This is a genomic window from Bacillus sp. ISL-75 (assembly GCF_018613095.1).
Genome location: NZ_JAGGQX010000050.1, coordinates 20,882 through 40,914, shown reverse-complemented (window position 1 = coordinate 40,914; position 20,033 = coordinate 20,882). Strand labels below are relative to the sequence as shown.

The 20,033-nt window shown below is 40.2% G+C and carries 25 protein-coding genes; 8 read left to right on the top strand and 17 right to left on the bottom strand.

The genetic code is table 11. The features are described from left to right. Nucleotides 1-19 precede the first annotated feature (19 nt). Nucleotides 20-259: a YuzB family protein gene (locus J7E63_RS19685; RefSeq protein ID WP_088089474.1), complete on the bottom strand. Its 240-nt coding sequence runs from the start codon at nucleotides 257-259 to the stop codon at nucleotides 20-22. A gap of 225 nt (nucleotides 260-484) precedes the next feature. On the opposite strand from J7E63_RS19685, the gene J7E63_RS19680 reads away from it, so the two are divergent. Then, nucleotides 485-1,552 (top strand): NAD(P)/FAD-dependent oxidoreductase, encoded by a 1,068-nt coding sequence (locus J7E63_RS19680; RefSeq protein ID WP_214716984.1) that lies wholly within the window; start codon nucleotides 485-487, stop codon nucleotides 1,550-1,552. A gap of 46 nt (nucleotides 1,553-1,598) precedes the next feature. Here J7E63_RS19680 and J7E63_RS19675 read toward each other — a convergent pair whose 3' ends face one another. Further along, a complete protein-coding gene (locus J7E63_RS19675; RefSeq protein ID WP_214716994.1) occupies nucleotides 1,599-1,925 on the bottom strand; it encodes a YuzD family protein in 327 nt (108 codons plus the stop codon). A gap of 135 nt (nucleotides 1,926-2,060) precedes the next feature. On the opposite strand from J7E63_RS19675, the gene J7E63_RS19670 reads away from it, so the two are divergent. Continuing rightward, complete coding sequence (locus J7E63_RS19670) at nucleotides 2,061-2,318, top strand: NifU family protein (protein ID WP_246869831.1); 258 nt, start codon at nucleotides 2,061-2,063, stop codon at nucleotides 2,316-2,318. 66 nt (nucleotides 2,319-2,384) lie between these two features. On the opposite strand, the gene yutH is transcribed toward J7E63_RS19670, so the two are convergent. Then, nucleotides 2,385-3,395 carry a spore coat putative kinase YutH gene (gene yutH, locus J7E63_RS19665; protein ID WP_215015404.1) on the bottom strand — a complete coding sequence of 337 codons (1,011 nt, stop codon included), beginning with the start codon at nucleotides 3,393-3,395 and terminating at the stop codon, nucleotides 2,385-2,387. Nucleotides 3,396-3,591: 196 nt separating this feature from the next. On the opposite strand from yutH, the gene J7E63_RS19660 reads away from it, so the two are divergent. Then, nucleotides 3,592-4,104: a phosphatidylglycerophosphatase A family protein gene (locus tag J7E63_RS19660; protein ID WP_088089479.1), complete on the top strand. Its 513-nt coding sequence runs from the start codon at nucleotides 3,592-3,594 to the stop codon at nucleotides 4,102-4,104. A gap of 33 nt (nucleotides 4,105-4,137) precedes the next feature. Here the strand turns inward: J7E63_RS19660 and J7E63_RS19655 are convergent, their stop codons facing one another. Together J7E63_RS19655 and J7E63_RS19650 are read right to left on the bottom strand one after the other, a co-directional pair. Beyond that, complete coding sequence (locus tag J7E63_RS19655; protein ID WP_215015402.1) at nucleotides 4,138-4,902, bottom strand: TIGR01457 family HAD-type hydrolase; 765 nt, start codon at nucleotides 4,900-4,902, stop codon at nucleotides 4,138-4,140. Between the two features lie 67 nt (nucleotides 4,903-4,969). Then, nucleotides 4,970-5,407, bottom strand: coding sequence for a DUF86 domain-containing protein (locus tag J7E63_RS19650; protein ID WP_215015400.1), 438 nt, complete (start codon nucleotides 5,405-5,407; stop codon nucleotides 4,970-4,972). A gap of 177 nt (nucleotides 5,408-5,584) precedes the next feature. Here J7E63_RS19650 and J7E63_RS19645 point away from each other — a divergent pair, with 177 nt between their 5' ends. Together J7E63_RS19645 and J7E63_RS19640 are read left to right on the top strand one after the other, a co-directional pair. Beyond that, a complete protein-coding gene (locus tag J7E63_RS19645) occupies nucleotides 5,585-5,851 on the top strand; it encodes a DUF3055 domain-containing protein (RefSeq protein ID WP_088089483.1) in 267 nt (88 codons plus the stop codon). A gap of 58 nt (nucleotides 5,852-5,909) precedes the next feature. Continuing rightward, nucleotides 5,910-6,200 carry a cytosolic protein gene (locus J7E63_RS19640; RefSeq protein ID WP_215015398.1) on the top strand — a complete coding sequence of 97 codons (291 nt, stop codon included), beginning with the start codon at nucleotides 5,910-5,912 and terminating at the stop codon, nucleotides 6,198-6,200. A 29-nt stretch (nucleotides 6,201-6,229) separates the two neighbouring features. Here J7E63_RS19640 and J7E63_RS19635 read toward each other — a convergent pair whose 3' ends face one another. Next, a complete protein-coding gene (locus J7E63_RS19635) occupies nucleotides 6,230-6,505 on the bottom strand; it encodes a YutD family protein (RefSeq protein WP_066258581.1) in 276 nt (91 codons plus the stop codon). Between the two features lie 244 nt (nucleotides 6,506-6,749). Between J7E63_RS19635 and J7E63_RS19630 the strand changes: the two genes are divergently transcribed. Next, the gene (locus tag J7E63_RS19630; protein WP_215015396.1) at nucleotides 6,750-7,370 is read left to right on the top strand and encodes a YhcN/YlaJ family sporulation lipoprotein; all 621 of its coding nucleotides are present in this window, start codon (nucleotides 6,750-6,752) and stop codon (nucleotides 7,368-7,370) included. A gap of 124 nt (nucleotides 7,371-7,494) precedes the next feature. Here the strand turns inward: J7E63_RS19630 and lipA are convergent, their stop codons facing one another. Then, a complete protein-coding gene (lipA, locus tag J7E63_RS19625) occupies nucleotides 7,495-8,412 on the bottom strand; it encodes a lipoyl synthase (protein ID WP_215015394.1) in 918 nt (305 codons plus the stop codon). Between the two features lie 207 nt (nucleotides 8,413-8,619). On the opposite strand from lipA, the gene J7E63_RS19620 reads away from it, so the two are divergent. Continuing rightward, the gene (locus J7E63_RS19620) at nucleotides 8,620-9,618 is read left to right on the top strand and encodes a M23 family metallopeptidase (RefSeq protein WP_308161979.1); all 999 of its coding nucleotides are present in this window, start codon (nucleotides 8,620-8,622) and stop codon (nucleotides 9,616-9,618) included. 27 nt (nucleotides 9,619-9,645) lie between these two features. Here J7E63_RS19620 and yunB read toward each other — a convergent pair whose 3' ends face one another. The 5 genes from yunB to J7E63_RS19595 form a co-directional block, all read right to left on the bottom strand. Further along, a complete protein-coding gene (gene yunB, locus J7E63_RS19615; RefSeq protein ID WP_215015387.1) occupies nucleotides 9,646-10,431 on the bottom strand; it encodes a sporulation protein YunB in 786 nt (261 codons plus the stop codon). An 81-nt stretch (nucleotides 10,432-10,512) separates the two neighbouring features. Next, complete coding sequence (locus J7E63_RS19610) at nucleotides 10,513-10,815, bottom strand: YunC family protein (protein ID WP_215015466.1); 303 nt, start codon at nucleotides 10,813-10,815, stop codon at nucleotides 10,513-10,515. Nucleotides 10,816-10,878: 63 nt separating this feature from the next. Further along, nucleotides 10,879-12,231 carry a bifunctional metallophosphatase/5'-nucleotidase gene (locus J7E63_RS19605; RefSeq protein ID WP_215015379.1) on the bottom strand — a complete coding sequence of 451 codons (1,353 nt, stop codon included), beginning with the start codon at nucleotides 12,229-12,231 and terminating at the stop codon, nucleotides 10,879-10,881. A 1-nt stretch (nucleotide 12,232) separates the two neighbouring features. Next, nucleotides 12,233-13,060, bottom strand: coding sequence for a sulfite exporter TauE/SafE family protein (locus J7E63_RS19600; RefSeq protein ID WP_215015377.1), 828 nt, complete (start codon nucleotides 13,058-13,060; stop codon nucleotides 12,233-12,235). A 39-nt stretch (nucleotides 13,061-13,099) separates the two neighbouring features. Continuing rightward, a complete protein-coding gene (locus tag J7E63_RS19595; protein WP_215015375.1) occupies nucleotides 13,100-13,945 on the bottom strand; it encodes a DUF72 domain-containing protein in 846 nt (281 codons plus the stop codon). Between the two features lie 72 nt (nucleotides 13,946-14,017). On the opposite strand from J7E63_RS19595, the gene J7E63_RS30755 reads away from it, so the two are divergent. Beyond that, nucleotides 14,018-14,521: a hypothetical protein gene (locus J7E63_RS30755; RefSeq protein ID WP_251033624.1), complete on the top strand. Its 504-nt coding sequence runs from the start codon at nucleotides 14,018-14,020 to the stop codon at nucleotides 14,519-14,521. Here the strand turns inward: J7E63_RS30755 and sufB are convergent. From sufB to sufC, 5 genes are all read right to left on the bottom strand, one after another. Continuing rightward, nucleotides 14,490-15,887 (bottom strand): Fe-S cluster assembly protein SufB, encoded by a 1,398-nt coding sequence (sufB, locus tag J7E63_RS19580; protein ID WP_215015371.1) that lies wholly within the window; start codon nucleotides 15,885-15,887, stop codon nucleotides 14,490-14,492. The genes J7E63_RS30755 and sufB overlap by 32 nt on opposite strands. Before the next feature lie 172 nt (nucleotides 15,888-16,059). Continuing rightward, nucleotides 16,060-16,503, bottom strand: a complete 444-nt coding sequence (sufU, locus tag J7E63_RS19575) for a Fe-S cluster assembly sulfur transfer protein SufU (protein WP_215015363.1) — start codon at nucleotides 16,501-16,503, stop codon at nucleotides 16,060-16,062. After that, nucleotides 16,493-17,722, bottom strand: coding sequence for a cysteine desulfurase (locus tag J7E63_RS19570; RefSeq protein ID WP_215015362.1), 1,230 nt, complete (start codon nucleotides 17,720-17,722; stop codon nucleotides 16,493-16,495). Before J7E63_RS19570 ends, sufU begins: the two co-directional genes overlap by 11 nt. After that, nucleotides 17,722-19,032 carry a Fe-S cluster assembly protein SufD gene (gene sufD, locus J7E63_RS19565; protein ID WP_215015360.1) on the bottom strand — a complete coding sequence of 437 codons (1,311 nt, stop codon included), beginning with the start codon at nucleotides 19,030-19,032 and terminating at the stop codon, nucleotides 17,722-17,724. Before sufD ends, J7E63_RS19570 begins: the two co-directional genes overlap by 1 nt. Nucleotides 19,033-19,053: 21 nt before the next feature. Then, the gene (sufC, locus tag J7E63_RS19560) at nucleotides 19,054-19,839 is read right to left on the bottom strand and encodes a Fe-S cluster assembly ATPase SufC (RefSeq protein WP_088089497.1); all 786 of its coding nucleotides are present in this window, start codon (nucleotides 19,837-19,839) and stop codon (nucleotides 19,054-19,056) included. Nucleotides 19,840-20,033 lie beyond the last annotated feature (194 nt).

The window sequence follows — 20,033 nt, the reverse complement described above, 5'->3', positions numbered from 1 at the left end:
CTTAGCGCTTCCGCTTTTCTTAAAACATTGGATTTTCTTCTAGATATTGATAAATGTTATCTACCAACTCATCGGCTGTTTTTCCCGTTACCACTTCGCCATTTACAAGAGCATATAGTGTAGTTGCACATTTCCCGCAATATCCAAGACATCCATATTCAATAATATCCAAGTTAGGATCTTTTTCTAATTTTTCAAGTGCCTTTTGTGCACCATTAGCAAGATTGCTAATACAAAATTCAATGATGGGTTGAATCATTGCCTTCACCTCTCCACAACTACATATCCTACTCTATTTCATTTGCTTCGTCAATTACCATGTTTACCCTGCTGATGTCAAGAAAATCATGAATAATGTTGTTATTTCGACCCATTTTAGATATACTCGTATTTGGTAAAGAAACGAAAGAATTACACTACTTTTTTTTATTGCATTCAGCCAATTTTTTAATATGAAAACCGGATATTCAAAGGGGAAATAATAATGAAAAACCTTGTAATTTTAGGTGGTGGATACGGTGGGATGAAGATTTTAAACGAACTTCTTCCCAACAATTTACCAGAGGACGTAACGATTACTCTTGTGGACCGTGTACCCTACCATTGCTTAAAAACGGAGTACTACGCATTAGCCGCAGGCACGATTTCAGACAAAGAAGTCCGTGTTGCTTTTCCTGAACACCCTCGATTAGAAGTAAAATATGGTGAAGTAATCGCCGTTGATACAATGAACAGAAGAATCGTAATGAAAGATGCAGAACCCGTCGCCTACGATGATTTAATTATCGGTCTTGGCTGTGAGGACAAGTACCATGATGTTCCCGGTGCAGATCAATTCACTTACAGTATACAGAGTATCGAAAAGTCCCGCCTTACTTACTCCGTCTTAAACAATTTGGGACCTGGCTCGGTTGTGGGTATTGTGGGAGCCGGACTTAGCGGTGTAGAGTTAGCAAGTGAATTAAGTGAAAGCCGTGAAGATCTAAACATCAAATTATTTGATCGGGGAAAACATATTCTTTCCTCTTTCCCGGAACGTTTAAGCAAATATGTTGAAAATTGGTTTGTGAAAAACAATGTTGAAATTATCAACGGTTCCAATATTACCAAGGTAGAAGAAAATGTATTATACAATCACGATCAGCCTATTCATTGCGATGTGATTGTCTGGACGGCAGGAATTCAAGCCAATAAAATTGTCCGCGATATGGACGGGGAAAAAGACGGAATGGGCAGACTAGTCCTTACCCCAATTCATCATTTACCAAATGATGAACATGTTTTTATACTCGGGGATTGTGCAAGTCTCCCCCATGCACCAAGTGCTCAATTAGCAGAGGGACAGGCTGAACAAATTGTTGAAGTCTTAAAGAGACGTTGGAAAGGTGAAGAACCGCCTGCTTCCTTCCCACAAATTAAATTAAAGGGTATCCTTGGTTCCCTGGGGAAAAAGCATGGTTTTGGGATGATGGCAGACCGCGCTATTACAGGACGCGTCGCCCGTATGTTGAAAACTGGGATTTTATGGATGTACAAGTATCATAATGGATGAATAAACAAGAAGAAGCATTCCGATGTCGTTGGAATGCTTCTTCTCATTAAATTGCTTTATACCCATATTTCTCTAGTTCTGAAAAAATAGTTTTTAAGCGCGGGTTCCCTTCGCCAACGACTTTTTCTTTAATGACAACTACCGGGTAAAACATATCCTCTTCGACCACTTTTTTGGCAAAATCGAGTTGTTCATTCTCCCCAGTGGGCTGGTAAATATCAACGTACGTCATTTTAAAAGGTTGATCCGGAAATTTCCTAGCTATAGCTGCCTCCAGCCATTCAAACGTTTCTTTGGAAGAAGGTAAATTTACACAACTTGGGCATAATTGTTCCGCTCCATAAACAACAATTTCTACTTCTTGACTATTCATCATATGATTCCTGCCTTTTCCTTTAAGATTGACTACCTTATTTATACTATACAAACAAAGAAAATGTCTTTAAATGTGTGTTTTCCTAATTTCTGATAATGGATTTTTAACGCCGATGACATTATAATATAAACTATAGGAAGGGAGTCGATTCATTTGGCAGAACAAGAAATTTTTGAGCAAGTTCAAGAAGTATTAGATAAATTACGTCCATTTCTTCTTCGCGATGGCGGAGATTGTGAATTAGTAGATGTGGAAGAAGGCATTGTAAAACTTCGCCTGTTAGGTGCATGTGGAAGCTGCCCAAGTTCAACAATCACACTTAAGGCTGGTATTGAAAGAGCTCTTTTAGAAGAAGTTCCTGGTATTGTTGAAGTAGAACAAGTATTTTAAATAATACTTAAAAAGAGCGATTGCCTCCCGAGGCAATCGCTTTTTTGTGATACCTGAAATAAATTATTAATAAAGCCATTCCAATAGGGGAAGTTTTAAAGACTTAATAGGCGCATCCGTTAGTTGATAAAAACCAGCCAAAAACCGTTCATATTCGCCAGACTGCCGTAAAATTCTAGTTAACTTCTCCTCCAATACCTTTTTATCCTGTTCCGATGTCGTTATATAATAACTCTCGATGCATTCAAAGTAATGAAGAGGGAAAATTAAGCGCGAATATAGTAATCTCCATGTAAAAGGCGACAATGGTGAAATACTTTGGTACTCTTCAAAAAATCGTTTTAATTCCACATCATAGGTTTGAAAATTGTGAAGGTATCTTTCTCTTGTCCATTCAGCTAGGTCACGGCTGCGATGGTCAAAAACCCAATCGAATGGGTTTTTAATCATATAATTATTGAGTGGCCCCCATGTTTTTTGGGTAAAACGTTCATGACAAACAGTGCCGCTATCTGTTTCCAATGGTTCATCATCGATTTCGGTATCCACTAAATATTGAATAGCATTCTCTGTTAACCCTAGATAATAGGGGAATGAATCAATAAACATTCGTTGAAACTCATCTTCAGGTGTTTGAAAAAGCAGCCCATTCCAAACCTTTTCCATTTGCTCAAGCCGCTTTTCCCATAATGACTTCCATTGGCCAATCCTGCTGGACCTCTCTATTTGAAAGGGAACCCTTCTCCCACGTTCATGAAATCTAGCCAATTTCCTCCCTAATTTTATTTTTCGCTGTGCTTCCGTTTGTCGATTGGCCAAGACACAATATTTATTTTGTTCCCATGTCGTAATTAGATGACCTTCTTTCGATTGCAAAAAGACCGGGACATTTTGATCGCCATAATTTCTTAAATGCTGCGATATTTTTTCAAGCTCGGCAAGATCCTCTTCTTCCTTGCCAGTTGGTTTGGAGATTAAGTAGAGCCAGCCATTTCCTCTTAACGCATCGTAAGTATCTAATTTTACATATTCATCCACCGTAATGCCATATTGATTTTCCAGCATTTCCTGAAGCATTAAGGTCCACCTCATTTCTTTCCCTTTTCTTACCTCATGTATATGTATTTAGCTTAAAAAACTTGTTCCTGAATAACGAAGAAAAATGATGGAGAATATAAGGCTTTATCCATGCTCTTTTTTAAGGTGAATTTGCATAAGTTAGAATAATAAAGTATATATTTAGTGAAAATCTATGGAAAAGGTGATCAGAGGAATGGCAGATGACAAAAACGTAAATCTAACCGAAGTAACTGCACGCAGATGGCTGAAAGAAAGAGGCGTTGAAGTACAGGACATCGCTGATTTAGTTTTCTTTTTACAGGAAAAGTATCACGAAAATTTAAAAATGGAAGATTGTTTAGCGAACGTGGAACGCGTTCTTTCAAAACGTGAGGTACAGAACGCAATTTTAACAGGAATTCAGCTGGATATACTTGCTGAAAAAGGAATGCTTGAAGAGCCTCTTCAATCCATCATTGGAACAGATGAAAGCCTCTATGGCGTGGATGAAATTCTAGCCTTTTCCATTGTAAATGTATATGGTTCGATTGGTTTTACAAATTACGGTTACATCGATAAGTTAAAGCCTGGTATTTTAGCTCATTTAAATGATAAATCAACAGGAGAGTGCCATACCTTTTTAGACGATATTGTTGGTGCGATTGCAGCGGCCGCATCGAGCAGACTCGCACACCGGGCGGCCCGCGAGGAAAAAGAGAAAAAATAGGTTAGAAAAAGGATGGGGTGGCCCCATCCTTTTTTACATTTCCCATTGATCTAAGGAATCAACAGTATAGGTTGGCTTTCGGCTATAGCCGGAAAGCAGTTCTTTTGTCGTTACACCCGTATGAACTAATAAGGTATCCATGCCTGCATTCATACCTGCTAAGATATCCGTATCATAGTAATCTCCAACCATCAACGTCTTTTCTTTTGGTGTTCCTAGTACCTTTAAGGCCTGGTCCATTATGATTGCTTCAGGTTTGCCGATAAAAATTGGCTGTGTTTGTGTGGAAACCGTAATAACTGATGTAAGTGAACCATTCCCTGGAAGCAAGCCTCTTTCTGTAGGTATGGCAATATCGCCATTTGTCGAAATGAATGTCGCTCCATTTCGAACGGCCAAACAAGCCACCGCCAATTTTTCATAACTAATCTCCCGATCAATTCCCACTACCACAAAATCGGCATCTTCTCCACCAAAGTTTAATCCCTTCTCTTCTATGGCTGTCTGAATGCCTTCTTCCCCAATCACATAAACGGTGGCATCATTTTTTCGTTCATAGATATAATTAGCTGTCGCTTGGCTGGTTGTAAAGACCTGCTTCTCATCCGCGGGAATATCAAACTGGGTCAACTTCTCAGCCACCTGTGCCGGTGTTCTTGATGAGTTGTTCGTCACAAATAAATACGGTATTTGTTGATCGCGAAGTTTTTTTACAAAATCGGAAGCTGCTTCAATTCGCTCTGTCCCTTTATACATCGTTCCATCTAAATCAATTAAATAGCCTTGATATTTCTTCATGATTTATCACTCCTAAAATCTATTATGACCATATAAAACAAAAAGACCGCGAAAAACGGCCTGATCATTAGTTCTTAAACGCCGAAACCGGGCCTAATTCATTGGCAAGATAATCACGGACATTGGCTGCAAAATTAACCAGTTCATGTAAATGTTTTGAAAAGACCTCTTGCAGTTCCAGGTGATCAACATCCGTATAAGATTGGACAAGTCTTTTTCGATACTGAATCAGGATTTTTAAACCTTTCCCCGTTTCAGCTGAAATCACCTTTTCATCCATTAAAATATCAATGATGTCATCGTAACTGCCTGGGTCCCGCATAATAAACCCATCAATCATCGAATTTCCGACATCCAAAACCGACTCAATCATCATCTGGTTTAAACGCTCTAGTGCTGCCTTTTCAAGCGGTGTGGACCACTCTTTTTGACTTAAGAATAATTGTATTTGCGTTTCTAAATATTTTAAGATTTCTTCAATTTTTTCTCTGTCAACAAAATACATCGTATCACTACCTCCATTTTTCTATTTAATTGTAACATGATTTGACATCGTTCGTGTTTTTCGATTCCTAAAAACTTGTGAAAATTTAGGAAAATTCTTTACTCCCCTAGATTCACTTTATTTGTTACTATATAGAAGATGTCGAAAATACGTATTTTTTATTAAGGAGACGGTTAGATGAAAGAACGCTTTTTCTTATACGATGATACAGAAGATACAAAAACAAGATTTGTCAGCTTTGTTGGTGAAAATCAACGCTTCGATTTAGCGATTGTTCAAAGTGACCGCCATTTCGGGAAACATCTGGTTCTTGATATGCAAGGTAGCCGTTTTGCTATCATCGGTTTAGACGATTTGCAAGAGGAAGGCTATTTAGAGTACGCTTTTCAGTTGAATGATGAAGATGCAGAGGAATTAAGGTCCTTTTTAATGGAATTAATTTAATGTGTAGTCATGAATTACACTCCCTTTGAAAATAATAGTAGTAAAAGGGGGATTAAGCATGACAAAAAACGAAGTAGAAAAATATACGGAATTATCCAACGTCGAAAAACAAAGGAACTTTCTTACTGCAGAAGAATATCCGGAAGGTCCTTATGGTTCTCCAATCCGTGAAAACGAACCGGTTCAAAACAAAAGCACACCTTGGACAGATGGACAAAGGCCATACAGTGCCTTTAATTACGAAAATAAAACACTGCATCAAGATCTTCCACGGCAGATGGACGGGGCACATCCAACACATGATGACCCTGAGAAAGATGAACAGCCACCCTATATGGAGACAACGTAAAAGAAGGGCCAGTTTAGCTGACCCTTCTTTTATTTCTTTACTTTTTTCAAGACAAAATATGCACAGCCAAAATTGCAGTATTCATACAGGTATTCACTTAGTGTACTTATTTTTGTATCAAACGTGGCTTTTTGGTTTTGGTCGTCGAAAAAGCCCTTTAACCGAAGTTGACCATAACCCCAATCGCCAACAACATAATCATACCTTGTTAAAATATCACTAAACCTTGCTTTAAGGGCTTCCTCATTAAAGCCGTTTCTATGTTCTTGGACCATTTCATAAACAGTGTTGTTCATTATAATCATGATATTTCACCTCTTTTGCCAGCTAATTCCTAATGACCATTATAACCGATTCCCCATCAATTATAAAGAAAACTCGCTGACTGGCGAGCCGTTAGGCGAAGACAGAAGCGTAGTTGCACTTATACTTTATACTTAAAATTGGCGCCTACGTCGAGATACTCCATTGCTGCCAATTTATTCTATGTTAAAGTACAAAGAAAAAAAATCCTCTAAATGGCTATTCTAATAAAAGGAGGTGTTGAAATTGAAAAAATTAGTCATAATCTTGGGATTATGTACAATGACAGCTTTAACAGGGTGCACTAAGGATATGGGAAACCGTGATGTGTATGAGGAAAGCGGCAATACCATTAATGTTAACAATAAAAGACATGAGCTATACAATGAAGGGGCTAGCCGCGGTGTCCGTAACGTTAGTAACAATTATGGCTTTGTCCGTCACCAAAAGAGTCCGCTGATGAATGATAATACGGCTAATGACCACTATACAGCTCTAGACCGTGAACAGGTGGCAAACATCATCAGTAAATACAGTACAGAAATTCCCAATGTAAATGATGTCGCTACACTAGTGACAGACCAAGAAGTATTAATTGCGTATGATACAGATTCAAAAGATCGCAATTTGACGGCTGACCAAGTGAAGAAAACGGCGATGTCTGTCGTTCCAAGATATTACCATGTCTTCGTTACTGACAATAAAGTGTTAATGAGGGATGTTGAAAATCTCGCGAACCTTGACTCCACAAGCAGGAACGCCCGGAATTTAGTTAATGGGCTAATTAAGCAAATGAAAAAATCCCCACAAGGACAGCGAATGAACGCAAGTGAGGACGAAAATGGACTAACGCCTGACGACAAATAGAAAAGCGGAGGCGCCCGTTTAGCGACTATGGACTGGAGCTCGAAGTGCACTAGACGTCCGAGCTAGAACGTCATATTTCCAAGTAAATGAAAGAGTTCAGTCACTTTGACTGAACTCTTTGGTTTTAAGCTTGTTGTGCTTCTTGTTCACCAAGGATTTGCTTGTGTTTTGCTGCAGCATTAACTTGCTCATCTGCATGATAGGATGAGCGGACAAGAGGGCCTGCTTCACAATGGCTAAAGCCTTTACTAATTGCAATTTGTTGTAATTCTTTAAATTCATCAGGGCTATAATATTTCTCAACCTTCAAATGACCTTTTGTCGGCTGTAAATATTGGCCAATCGTCATAATATCGATATGATTTGCTCTTAAATCATCCATAACTTCGATTATTTCTTCCTTCGTTTCCCCTAAGCCAACCATTAAGCTGGATTTTGTTGGAATATTAGGCTGCATTTCTTTTGCCCGACGAAGAAACTCAAGGGAACGGTCATATTTAGCCCGGGCTCTAACTCTAGGTGTCATCCGTCTAACCGTCTCAATGTTATGGTTTAAGATATCAGGTTTAGCATCCATTAATACACGTAAATTTTCTTCTTTTCCTCCCATATCGGAAGGCAGAACTTCAATACTTGTAAATGGATTTTTCCGGCGAATCGCTCGAACCGTTTCCGCAAAAATGGCTGCCCCGCCATCCCTGAGATCATCACGGGCTACCGCTGTTACCACCACATGTTTTAAGTTCATCAATTGAACAGAGTCTGCCACTCGTTCTGGTTCTTGCCAATCAAGCTCTGTAGGTAAACCCGTTTTAACCGCACAAAAGCGGCAGGCACGAGTACAAGTATCCCCTAGAATCATGAAGGTAGCCGTACGTCTTTCTGCCCAGCATTCATGAATATTAGGACAGCGTGCTTCTTCACAAACTGTGTGCAGATTCTTTTCACGCATCATTTTTTTCAAGCCCGTATAGGACTCGTTAGTATTTAGTTTTATTTTTAACCATTCCGGTTTTCTTAGAATTTCTTCTTTCTTACTCACGTTCAGCACACCCCTTGAAACGATATATATGTTTCTATATGTTGTCACTTTAACATACTGAAATAATATCGACAAGCAAATCGGTTTATATTATTTAGTGCAAACCATCTTGATTCAGCTAAAATCTTGTTTACCATTTATTAACCATAATGAAATGGTTTAGAAAACATAAACTAACCTTGTACATTACTCGGAAGGAGGATTCTTGTGCGGGCTGTTCTAATCATCGGAACCTTTCTTTTATTCTTTACCACTTCATGCACGGTCAGAGAGGCTCAAGCAAAAACAAACGAAACTGATCCATATCAAGAAAGAATGAAGCTTTATAAGAAGGTTGAAACGGTTACCCAAATTCCTTGGTATTACTTAGCGGCTATTGATCAATATGAAAGAAGCATCCGCCAGGTCCGCAGAGACTTACCTAAACCAGATAGCGTAATCGGCATCTATTTTCGTCCAGAAGAATGGGCTGGTTTAACCAATCCAAATCCTTTGGAAGAAAACCCAGCAATCATCCAGTTTTTTGATGGAAAGGGTGTGGATGGGGATGGGGATGGAAAAGCGAGTCTTAAAAATGATGAGGACGTCCTTTATACGTTTGCCAATTATCTACTTTCATACGGAATTGATCATGATAATATAAAAATCGGCTTATGGAATTACTATCATCGCGATAAGACCGTAAGTATCATTGCTGGAAAAGCAAAAATATATCGACATTTTGGTCGGCTTAATTTAGATACACAAGTATTCCCAGTACCGATTCGCAGCAATCACAGTTACCGGAGTACCTGGGGGTCTGCGCGCGGGTGGGGCGGCCGAAGGATTCATGAAGGTACCGATGTTTTTGCTGGCTACGGAGTTCCGGTTCGAGCAACAAATTATGGCATTATTGAAATGAAAGGCTGGAACAAGTTTGGGGGATGGAGAATCGGCATTCGTGATATCAATAATACCTATCATTACTTTGCCCATCTAAGCGGTTTTGCTAAGGACTTAAAGGTCGGCCAAATTGTTGAGCCTGGAATGATTATTGGCGGTGTAGGGAGCTCAGGGTACGGTCCTCCAGGAACCTCAGGAAAATTCCCTCCACATTTACATTACGGGATGTACAAAGACAACGGTGTGACTGAATGGTCTTTTGATCCCTACCCTCATTTAGCTAAATGGAAGCGGATGGAGCGGATGAATGCTCGAAAAAAATAGGACTGTCCATGGTGGATAGTCCTATTTTTAGTTCCCCGATTTTTTGGAGTCCGTCTGAATACCTGGAAGCTGTATCGATGGAGTTGTACCAGCTCCGCCATTATAAAATTGCGGAACATCCCCTTGAATGAGCGATCCGTCGACTGGAATACTTTGGGTAAGCTTTGTGATTTTAGTCGCAAACGGTGTGATGATTTGGACGGATACTTCGATATGAATGGAAACATCGACCCAGGTATTGTTAATCCCCATATCTTTTGTCTCAATTTTAACATCTGGTTCCACTTCGCCAATGGCATGAAACTTTACGGGGATCTTCGGACCAAAATTTCCCAATAAGGAGATATTTGTTGCTTGACCTAGAGGGACATACCAAATAATTCCGTCTTCCTTTTCGGAATTTTGCGTTTCAATTTCAACATCAGTTAACTGCTCTAACGAAGCAAGGTCACCTTTTTTAGCTGCTTTTAGGTTTTTTTGAATTTGAGCAGTTGTTTCCGCTAAGACCCGGTTTATATAAACAGTATTGAGTTTAACGTTGGATGCCTTGCCATTTTCACTTGGTAAGATCACAATGACGTCATTGTCTTCACCTGTGTCTGTTGTCCGTTTTGTAATCGCCTTATTAATAACAAGGGAAGCAATATTACGGGTTTCGGAAGTAGCAATTCTCATTAATGTCGGCTCAATCCCCTTATTCACGAGCCATAAGCCGGTGGCAGTTGAAAATAGAAAAAAGACAAACGTCAATAGCATGACATAACGGAAAGGCAACGGTCCCTTCCTCGGAAGCCGCCTGCGAAACTTCGCCAAAAAAATCACCCCTTCAAGCTATATGTATGCTTTATAATGGGGAACTAATCCATAAAAAAAAGCCCGCATGGAGCAAGCTTTTTAAATCATTTTTAACAAGGCGTCCTTCCCAATCATTCCTTGGTGAATACCTAACGCCTCTGCCTCCCATGTCACCGACTCTAACGGTGCATTTAGGAGCTGTTCAATGGTTCTTACTCCAACAGCACGGCCGGCAATAATCTTGCGGGCCTTTAATTTATCATTTAATAAACCCACATCCAAGGCACCGCACATAATATATCCCTTATCGCTTGATACAGCAAGCAAGGTTGTTTTTGGAAGTAAAACCGAAACTGCCAAAAAGGTATGGCCGTTTATTTCAATTGGTGAAAGCTCAATCAAATGGTCCACACTCCTTTCCTCTCTATCACTTTATGACAGGTTATGAAAAAGCGTGTAGCCAATCTATGACTGTATTTGTAACTTCCATTTTAATAAATCTCTTAAGAATTCTGGCAAGAAATACTTCTTTTCTTTTTGCGGAAGAATGTCTTTGAAAAAGTGGCCAAACGTAAACATATCAGGCAGGGCTAACGTATAATTTCTTTCATGATCGACTTCCGTCCCATTAATAAACATGACGTCTCCATGAAAACTAATTCGGTCAAAGACAAATATCCCTAAAAGAGTTCCTCTGAATCCAAGTCCTTTGATATGCTTATGGATTAAGCCCTCGTCTTTTGTCTGCCAATAAACCTCCTCTAATTCTTTTCCAGTTAGTTCAACCACACACGGATTTATTGGATGTGGACAAATCTTCAGCAAATCGTAAACCGTAACATCACCCGATAAAGGCCCTAACAATAGCCCCGCGTTAATCATGGCACAATCAGTGTTACACCATTCTCTTAATGCCCTGCAAAGCATAAATGAAAACTCCGTTTCATGAAAAAGATCATTAATTAGAGGCTTAGCTAAGGTGGTTACTTTTTGATTTAAATCGGCTTTTCCTCTTGTAAAATAAGCATCGATTTGCTCCTGCTCATTTTTAGCTTTCGGCAGATCTTTACTGTCATATAAAATGGCCTTCTTAGCGGTAATCTCTTTTTGTTCATCTACTTTGAGGGTAACGTGGCCAACAAAATATCCATACTTCCCTGCAGCCCCAAGGAGCGTTTCCCCCACTAGCTTTCCTTTTTCAAGGAAGTGATGGGTATGTGATCCTAATATGACATCAATTTCAGGAAAATCTACAGCAATTCTTTCGTCTTCCTGAAGACCTAGATGGGAGAGTAAAATGATGATGTCAGATTCTGCTTTTACTTTTTCAATCCATTTTTTCAGCTCCTCAATCGGCTCTGTCACCTTCCAGCCCAGTAAACCATAAAGATGGGCAAACGGTGCCGTTAAACCGATGACACCCACCCTTGTGCCCTTTTTCGAATGATAAATCTTATATGCCTTTACCCAGCTAGGATAGCATCCATCTTGCTGATAAAGATTAGCTAACAGAACGTCAAACTGAGCATTTTCATATAGTTCATTTAAGTCTTCATATGGAAGGTTAACCCCTTCATTGTTTCCGATCGTAACCGCTGTATACTGGCTCTCATTTATGAGATCAATATTCCCTTTTCCTCTTGAAGCTTCAGTGAAAGGATGCCAGCGATCAATAAAGTCGCCGATATCAAATAGAAAGACATCCTCTTTTTTTTGGTGATGCCTCTCATGTTTTATTGCTAGGAACTGCTTAATTCGGGGCCAATTTTCTAAGTGACTGTGGACATCGTTTGTATGATAAATATGTATGGTTTCCATCCTAGACCTGCCCAAAAATTCCTTGATAAATTAACCTGATTCCAACAATGACAAGAATGGTTCGTAAAATTAACACAATTGTTTTACTCTTAAGCTTTGTGTTTAAAAAGACACCCACCTTTGCTCCAATCCAAGCCCCAGGAACCAATGCTAGAGCATAAAGCCAGTCCACATTTCCTAAAGTAATATGTGTAATCGAGCTCAGCAAGGATGTTGGTAAAATCATATACATCGACGTGGCCGTTGCCACATGTGGAGGAAAGAAAAACACCAAAATCATGGTCGGAACCATTAAGGACCCGCCGCCCACACCAAAAACTCCCGATAAAAAGCCCACTATAAAAGCAATCAGGACTCCCACTATTGGGTTATATCCATATTCAAAGGTTTTACCCGCATTATCTGTAAAAGTGCGGATGATTCCCCGATCTTTCCGATAAGGAATGGGCTTTAATTTGTCCTTCAGTAATAAAATAATCGAAATAAAAATAATAAATAGACCGAAAAAGATATTGAACGTCTTAATATGTAAGCCTTCAGTTACCCATGCGCCCAGAATACTCCCTGGACCACTTCCGATTAGAAAAATCAGGCCGCTTTTATAATCAACTGTTTTGTGTTTCATATAAGCTAATGTAGATGATAGACCCGTAAAAATCATCGTAAACAGTGATGTTCCTACCGCAACCTGAGGTGTTATATGTCCAAAGGCTGATAGGGTTGATAAATAAAGCAACGAGGGAACAATAATAATTCCGCCGCCTAATCCTATCAGCGAGCCTAACGAACTCGCAATAAGTCCAATCACTACTAGAATAATCCATTCCATGTTTTCTTTCTCCTAACCTCTCGCTGTTTTGTATCCCCTTTATAATAAATCTAGCTGGCGTGGAGCAAGTCCCTGATATTCAATTTGTAAAAGGGTGACCATTTCCTTGGCATTGTCTGCTGCATCTCCGCCAGAGTTGTTGTTAAAAAGGAGATACACATCTTTTGTGTCCTTGGCTAATTTTCGAATGGACTCTGCCCATTCATCTAATTCTTTTTGGTTATAGCGGTAAAGATAACGGACCTCACGCCAATCCTCTCCGATTCGTTTTTGCCAGCCATGGACATTACGGCCATGAAAACGGACAAGGACCTTCTCTGGAGTGGTCGCCTGTACTACCGTTGGGATAGAACCTTCTCCGGATTGTGGTTCATCGCAAATACTATGGATCCATTTTTCTTTTGTCATAAAATCAAGTGTTTTTTGACGATACTGGGGAGTGAACCATGACTGATGCCTAAATTCTAACGCGCTAGGAAGGTCACCCATCTCATGTTTGCACCATCTTAAGTATTCAACATTTTCGCGAGTACATGTAAACCATGGTGGAAATTGAAAAAGGGTCATCGCTAGTTTATTCGTTTCTATGTATGGTTCGAGCGACTCTTTGAAGGCTCTGAACATCGCCTGTTTATTTTCAAACGGAATTTCCCCTCGCATATGTCCGGTCATTCCCTGGTAGGTTTTTACAATAAATTGGAAGCCGGCCGGTGTTTCATTGACCCACTTCTCAGCATTCCTTTTAGGCTGAATCGCATAAAAGGCTGAATCTACTTCTACGATTGGAAAATGACCTGCATATGCCTTTAGCTTGTCCCTTGACGAAATTTGGCCTGGATATAAGCTATCATGGTCGCCCCAGCCGGTTACACCGATGTAGATCAAAAAACTCACCTCCAACTATTAATAATAGCATAACCATTTTTCGATTTGAGAAAAAGGGTGGAAGATATTTAGGTGCAAACAACAATTTCATGGCAAATGGGGGCAGTCGCCAGTAAAGTGGGGCTATCCGCAAGTTGGACACGCTTATCGCAAGTTGGACACACCTATCCGCAAGTTGGCGCACCTTATCCGCAAGTTGGCGCACCTTATCCGCAAGTTGGCTCACCTATCCGCAAATTGGCTCACCTTATCCGCAAGTTGGACACACCTATCCGCAAGTTGGCTCACCTATCCGCAAGTTGGCTCACCTTATCCGCAAGTTGGCTCACCTTATCCGCAAGTTGGCGCACCTTATCCGCAAGTTGGCTCACCTTATCCGCAAGTTGGCGCACCTATCCGCAAGTTGGCGCACCTTATCCGCAAGTTGGCGTACCTTATCCGCAAGTTGCGCACGCTTATCCGCAAGTTAATGGCGACTTCAGCAAATCCATACGCAAAAACCCGCCTGCCATTGCGGCAAAGCGGGTAAATTTTATAAAAAATATTAACCGATCGATCCTTCCATCTCGAACTTAATGAGACGGTTCATCTCAACGGCGTATTCCATTGGTAATTCTTTCGTAAATGGCTCAATAAAGCCCATAACGATCATTTCTGTTGCTTCCTGTTGAGAAATACCACGGCTCATCAAGTAGAAGAGCTGCTCTTCAGAAACTTTAGAAACCTTTGCTTCATGCTCGAGCGAGATGTTATCGTTTAAGATTTCATTGTATGGGATTGTATCTGATGTCGACTTGTTATCCATAATTAATGTATCACATTCGATATTAGAACGTGCCCCATCTGCCTTACGTCCGAAGTGAACTTGGCCGCGGTAGGTTACTTTACCGCCATGCTTAGAAATTGATTTCGAAACAATGGTTGAAGATGTATTAGGAGCTAAATGAATCATTTTCGCCCCAGCATCCTGATGCTGACCTTTACCGGCAATGGCAATCGAAAGCGTCATACCACGAGCGCCTTCGCCTTTTAAAATAACGGCAGGATACTTCATCGTTAATTTTGAACCGATGTTACCATCAATCCATTCCATTGTCGCATTGGCATCACAAACCGCACGCTTTGTTACAAGGTTAAAGACGTTATTAGCCCAGTTTTGGATCGTTGTATAACGGCAGTAAGCATCTTTTTTAATAACAATCTCAACAACGGCACTGTGCAGAGAGTTTGTTGTATAGACTGGTGCTGTACAACCCTCAACATAATGCACGTGTGCGCCTTCATCAACAACGATTAATGTCCGTTCAAATTGACCCATGTTTTCAGAGTTAATACGGAAGTAAGCCTGTAATGGTGTATCTACTTTCACACCTGGCGGCACATAGATAAACGAGCCGCCTGACCATACAGCAGAGTTAAGCGCAGAAAACTTGTTATCAGTTGGCGGAATTGTTTTTCCAAAGTGTTCGCGGAAAATATCTTCATTTTCCCTTAAAGCAGAATCTGTATCCTTAAAGACGATCCCTAAGTCTTCAAGTTCTACCTTCATGTTGTGGTAAACGACTTCAGATTCGTACTGAGCGGATACCCCAGCAAGGTACTTTTGTTCAGCTTCTGGAATTCCTAGCTTATCAAAAGTTGCCTTGATTTCTTCTGGTACTTCATCCCAAGACTTCTCTGATTTTTCGGATGGTTTTACATAATAAGTAATTTCATCGAAATTTAAAGAAGCCATATCCCCGCCCCATTGTGGCATAGGCATTTTGTAAAAATGCTCAAGCGACTTTAAACGGAAGTCTAACATCCATTGTGGCTCATTCTTCAATTTAGATATTTCTTTTACAATATCAGCTGTTAAACCACGTTTTGATCGGAATATGGAAACGTCTTTATCGGCAAAACCATATTTATAATCACCGATTTCCGGCATTTTTTTCGCCATCGTCGTGTTCCTCCATTCTTAGAAAAGCGGAAGCGCCTTGTTCAGCCCCGACAAGTGCTGGAGGGCCTTCCGGTGAAGTCGTTCTTTGACTTCATCGGAAGGACCGAAGCGACCTCGAGGGGCTAGGCGCTGGAGCTGGACATTGCCTTCTCCCACCCGCGTTTTCTTAATTTTATTCTTGTTCCTCTTCTTTCAAACTTTTTTCCATCGCTTTCCACGCTAGAGTGGCACATTTGATGCGGGCTGGAAACTTACAAACACCCTGAAGTGCTTCAATATCACCTAAATCAAGATCGTCATCGTCGTATTCAATTCCCTGCATCATATCAGAAAAGATCTTTGCTAATTTTAAAGCTTCTTCGATTGTTTTCCCCTTAATCGCCTGCGTCATCATCGAAGCAGATGACATTGAAATCGAACAGCCTTCCCCTTCTTGCTTTGCGTCGACCACAATTCCATTCTCCACTTTTAGGGTTAATTGAATACGGTCACCACAGGTAGGGTTATTCATATTAATAGTATGGCTGCCATTCTCTAAAACACCGCGATTACGGGGATTTTTATAATGATCCATAATCACCTGACGGTACAGTGTATCTAAATTATTAGAAGACATCGCTGAAATACTCCTTTGTTTTAACAAGTCCTTCAACAAGTTTATCTATATCATCTTCTGTATTATACAAGTAGAAGCTTGCACGTGCAGTCGCGGAGGCTTTAAGCCATCTCATTAGCGGTTGAGCGCAATGATGTCCGGCACGAACAGCAATACCTTCTGCATCAAGTACCGTTGCTACATCATGTGGATGAACATCACTTAGATTAAAAGTGATTAGCCCTGCCCGCTTCGCTGCATCAAGTGGACCGTAAATAGTCATTCCTTCTACAGCAGACATTTTTTCCAAAGCATATGCTGCAAGTTTATGTTCATGTTCGGCAATTTGGTCTAAGCCTACTTCATTTAAAAAGTCGATAGCAGCCCCAAGACCAATGGCGCCTGCAATGATTGGAGTACCGCCTTCAAACTTCCAAGGCAGCTCTTTCCAAGTTGATTCGTACAATTGCACGAAATCAATCATTTCGCCGCCGAATTCGATTGGCTCCATGTTTTCGAGTAGATGTTTTTTTCCATAAAGAACACCAATACCGGTCGGACCGCACATTTTATGTCCTGAAAAAGCTAAAAAATCACAATCTAAATCTTGAACATCAATTTTCATATGCGGAGCACTTTGCGCTCCGTCTACAACCATGATGGCCCCATTCTCGTGCGCAATTTGAGCAATTTCTTTGACCGGATTGATGACGCCAAGTACGTTTGATACTTGCATGACAGATACAACCTTGGTGTTTGCTGTAATCGTCGCACGTGCATCATCGAGAGAAATTGTTCCATCTGCTTGAAGTGGAATGTATTTCAACTGGGCGCCTGTCCGTCTGGCCACTTGCTGCCACGGAATGATATTACTATGGTGCTCCATATAGGTTATAACGATTTCATCGCCTGCTTTTAAATTTGCTGCCGCATAGCTTGCAGCCACCGTGTTCAAAGACGTTGTCGTTCCACGGGTAAAAATTACTTCTTGAATGGACTTGGCATTGATGAATTTACGAACCTTTTCCCTTGCACCTTCGTAAGCATCTGTTGCTCTTGTTCCTAGTGTATGAACGCCACGATGGACATTGGAATTGATTTCACGATAATATTTTTCAATTGCCTCGATTACTTGGAGCGGCTTTTGAGATGTTGCAGAACTATCCAAGTATACCAATGGCTTCCCATTGACCTCTTGTTCTAAGATTGGAAATTGTGAACGAATATCCTGGATATTCATTAGCGTACTTTCCTTTCAATTACCTCAGTTAACTGTTTCTTTACTCCTTCAATTGGGAGCTGATTCACAACCGGTGCAAGGAAACCATGAATAACTAAGCGCTCTGCTTCTTCTTTACGAATTCCGCGGCTCATCAAGTAGTAAAGCTGAACAGGGTCAACACGTCCCACAGAAGCAGCATGGCCTGCTGTTACATCATCTTCATCAATCAAAAGAATTGGGTTAGCATCACCGCGTGCTTTTTCACTTAGCATAAGTACGCGTGATTCTTGTTCCGCATTTGATTTAGAAGCACCATGTTCTATTTTTCCGATACCGTTAAAAATGGAGGTAGCACTGTCCTTCATGACACCATGCTTTAAGATATAACCTTCACTATTTCTTCCAAAGTGTACAACCTTTGTGGTAAAGTTTTGCGTTTGCTCGCCACGCCCAACAACGACTGTTTTCGTATCACCGTAGGAGCCATCACCGATCAAATTAGTTGTGTTATCTGAAATTGTATTTCCTTCATTCATTAAACCTAATGCCCATTCAATTCGTGCATCTCTTCCGACAACACCACGACGATTTACATAGGTTGTGATTCCTTTTGCAAGCGTATCAACTGCGCCAAATTGAACTTTAGCGTTTGTATTTACAATGACTTCCGTCAAGATATTTGCAACAGTAGTTGATACTTCCATCGTTGAAATGTAGTTTTCAACATAGGTTACTTTGCTATTGTCCTCAGCGACGACAATGACATGATTAAACAAGTTCGCCTGATCATTATCATGAACATAAATGGCATGTATTGGTTCAGAGACTTCTACATTTTTTGGAATGTATAAGAAAACTCCGCCATTAACTAGTGCAGCATTTAGAGCGGTTAAGCGATGCTCATCGGCATTGATGGCTTGTGTCATATAATACTTTTTCAATAAGTCACCATGTTCTTTAGCTGCGGTAAAAATATCTGTGAAAATAACACCTTGGCTCTTAAGCTCTTCCGATAAAGATAAAAAGGCTGGAGTTTGATTTCGTTGAATATATAAATTATTATTTTCTGCATCCACATCAATCAGTGCTTTTACTTCTTCTGGCAATTCAGCAAGTGAAGTATAAGGAACACTTTTTACAGTATGTTGTGAGAATTGGGTGAAATTCCACTTATCAATCTTTGTTTTGTCTGGTCTTGGCATTGGCAGTTGGTCGAACTCAGCTAATGCTTTTAGACGTAGTTCTTCAAACCAAGCAGGCTCGCTCGTTTCTTTTGAAAAGGAGCGAACATTGTCCTTGTCAAATGGTAATTTGGTTTCAGTTGTCATTGTAATCCTCCTAACCCTCTCTTACGCTTCTTGCCCAACTGTTTCATCTTCAATTCCTAGTTCTTGTTTGATCCAGTCATATCCTTCAGCTTCTAAGCGTTGTGCCAGTTCAGCTCCACCGGATTTTACAACACGGCCTTGCATCATCACATGCACATGGTCTGGAGTGATATAGTTTAAAAGTCGTTGATAATGCGTAATAACTAAGCAGCCAAAATCTTCGCCGCGCATTTGATTGATCCCTTTTGAAACTACCTTCAAAGCATCGATATCTAGTCCGGAGTCAATTTCATCTAAAATTGCAATTTTCGGTTCTAACATCATTAATTGCAGGATTTCGTTACGTTTTTTCTCACCGCCGGAGAAGCCTTCGTTTAAATAGCGTTGTGCCATATCAAGGTCCATTTCAAGGTATTCCATTTGCTTATCCATTTTGCGGATGAATTTCATTAATGAAATTTCATTTCCTTCACCAAGACGGCTATTAAGTGCTGAACGTAAAAAATCGGCATTGGTAACGCCGTTAATTTCACTAGGGTATTGCATTGCCAGGAATAGACCAGCTCGTGCACGCTCATCTACTTCCATATCCAGGACATTTTGTCCATCTAAAGTGATTGTTCCGCTTGTCACTTCATATTTTGGATGACCCATAATAGCAGAAGATAAAGTAGATTTACCCGTACCGTTTGGACCCATAATTGCGTGGATTTCTCCACCCTTTATTTCAAGGTTCACACCTTTTAAAATTTCTTTCCCATCAATTGCTACATGTAAATCTTTGATCGTTAAAGTTGATCCAGCCATATCTATACCTCCGAAAAGAAAGTGTTGTTTCTTGTAGATTGAGTTATTCTATAACTCTATTCTCATTTTATTCTCATTCCAATCTTATAACAAATGAAATGTATTAGCAACTCTTAAACAGTAAAAACAGTCCATCTATTTTCATTAAGCTTGTACCAAATGAGAATGAAAAGAGGATTTGGAGTGGTTTTGAA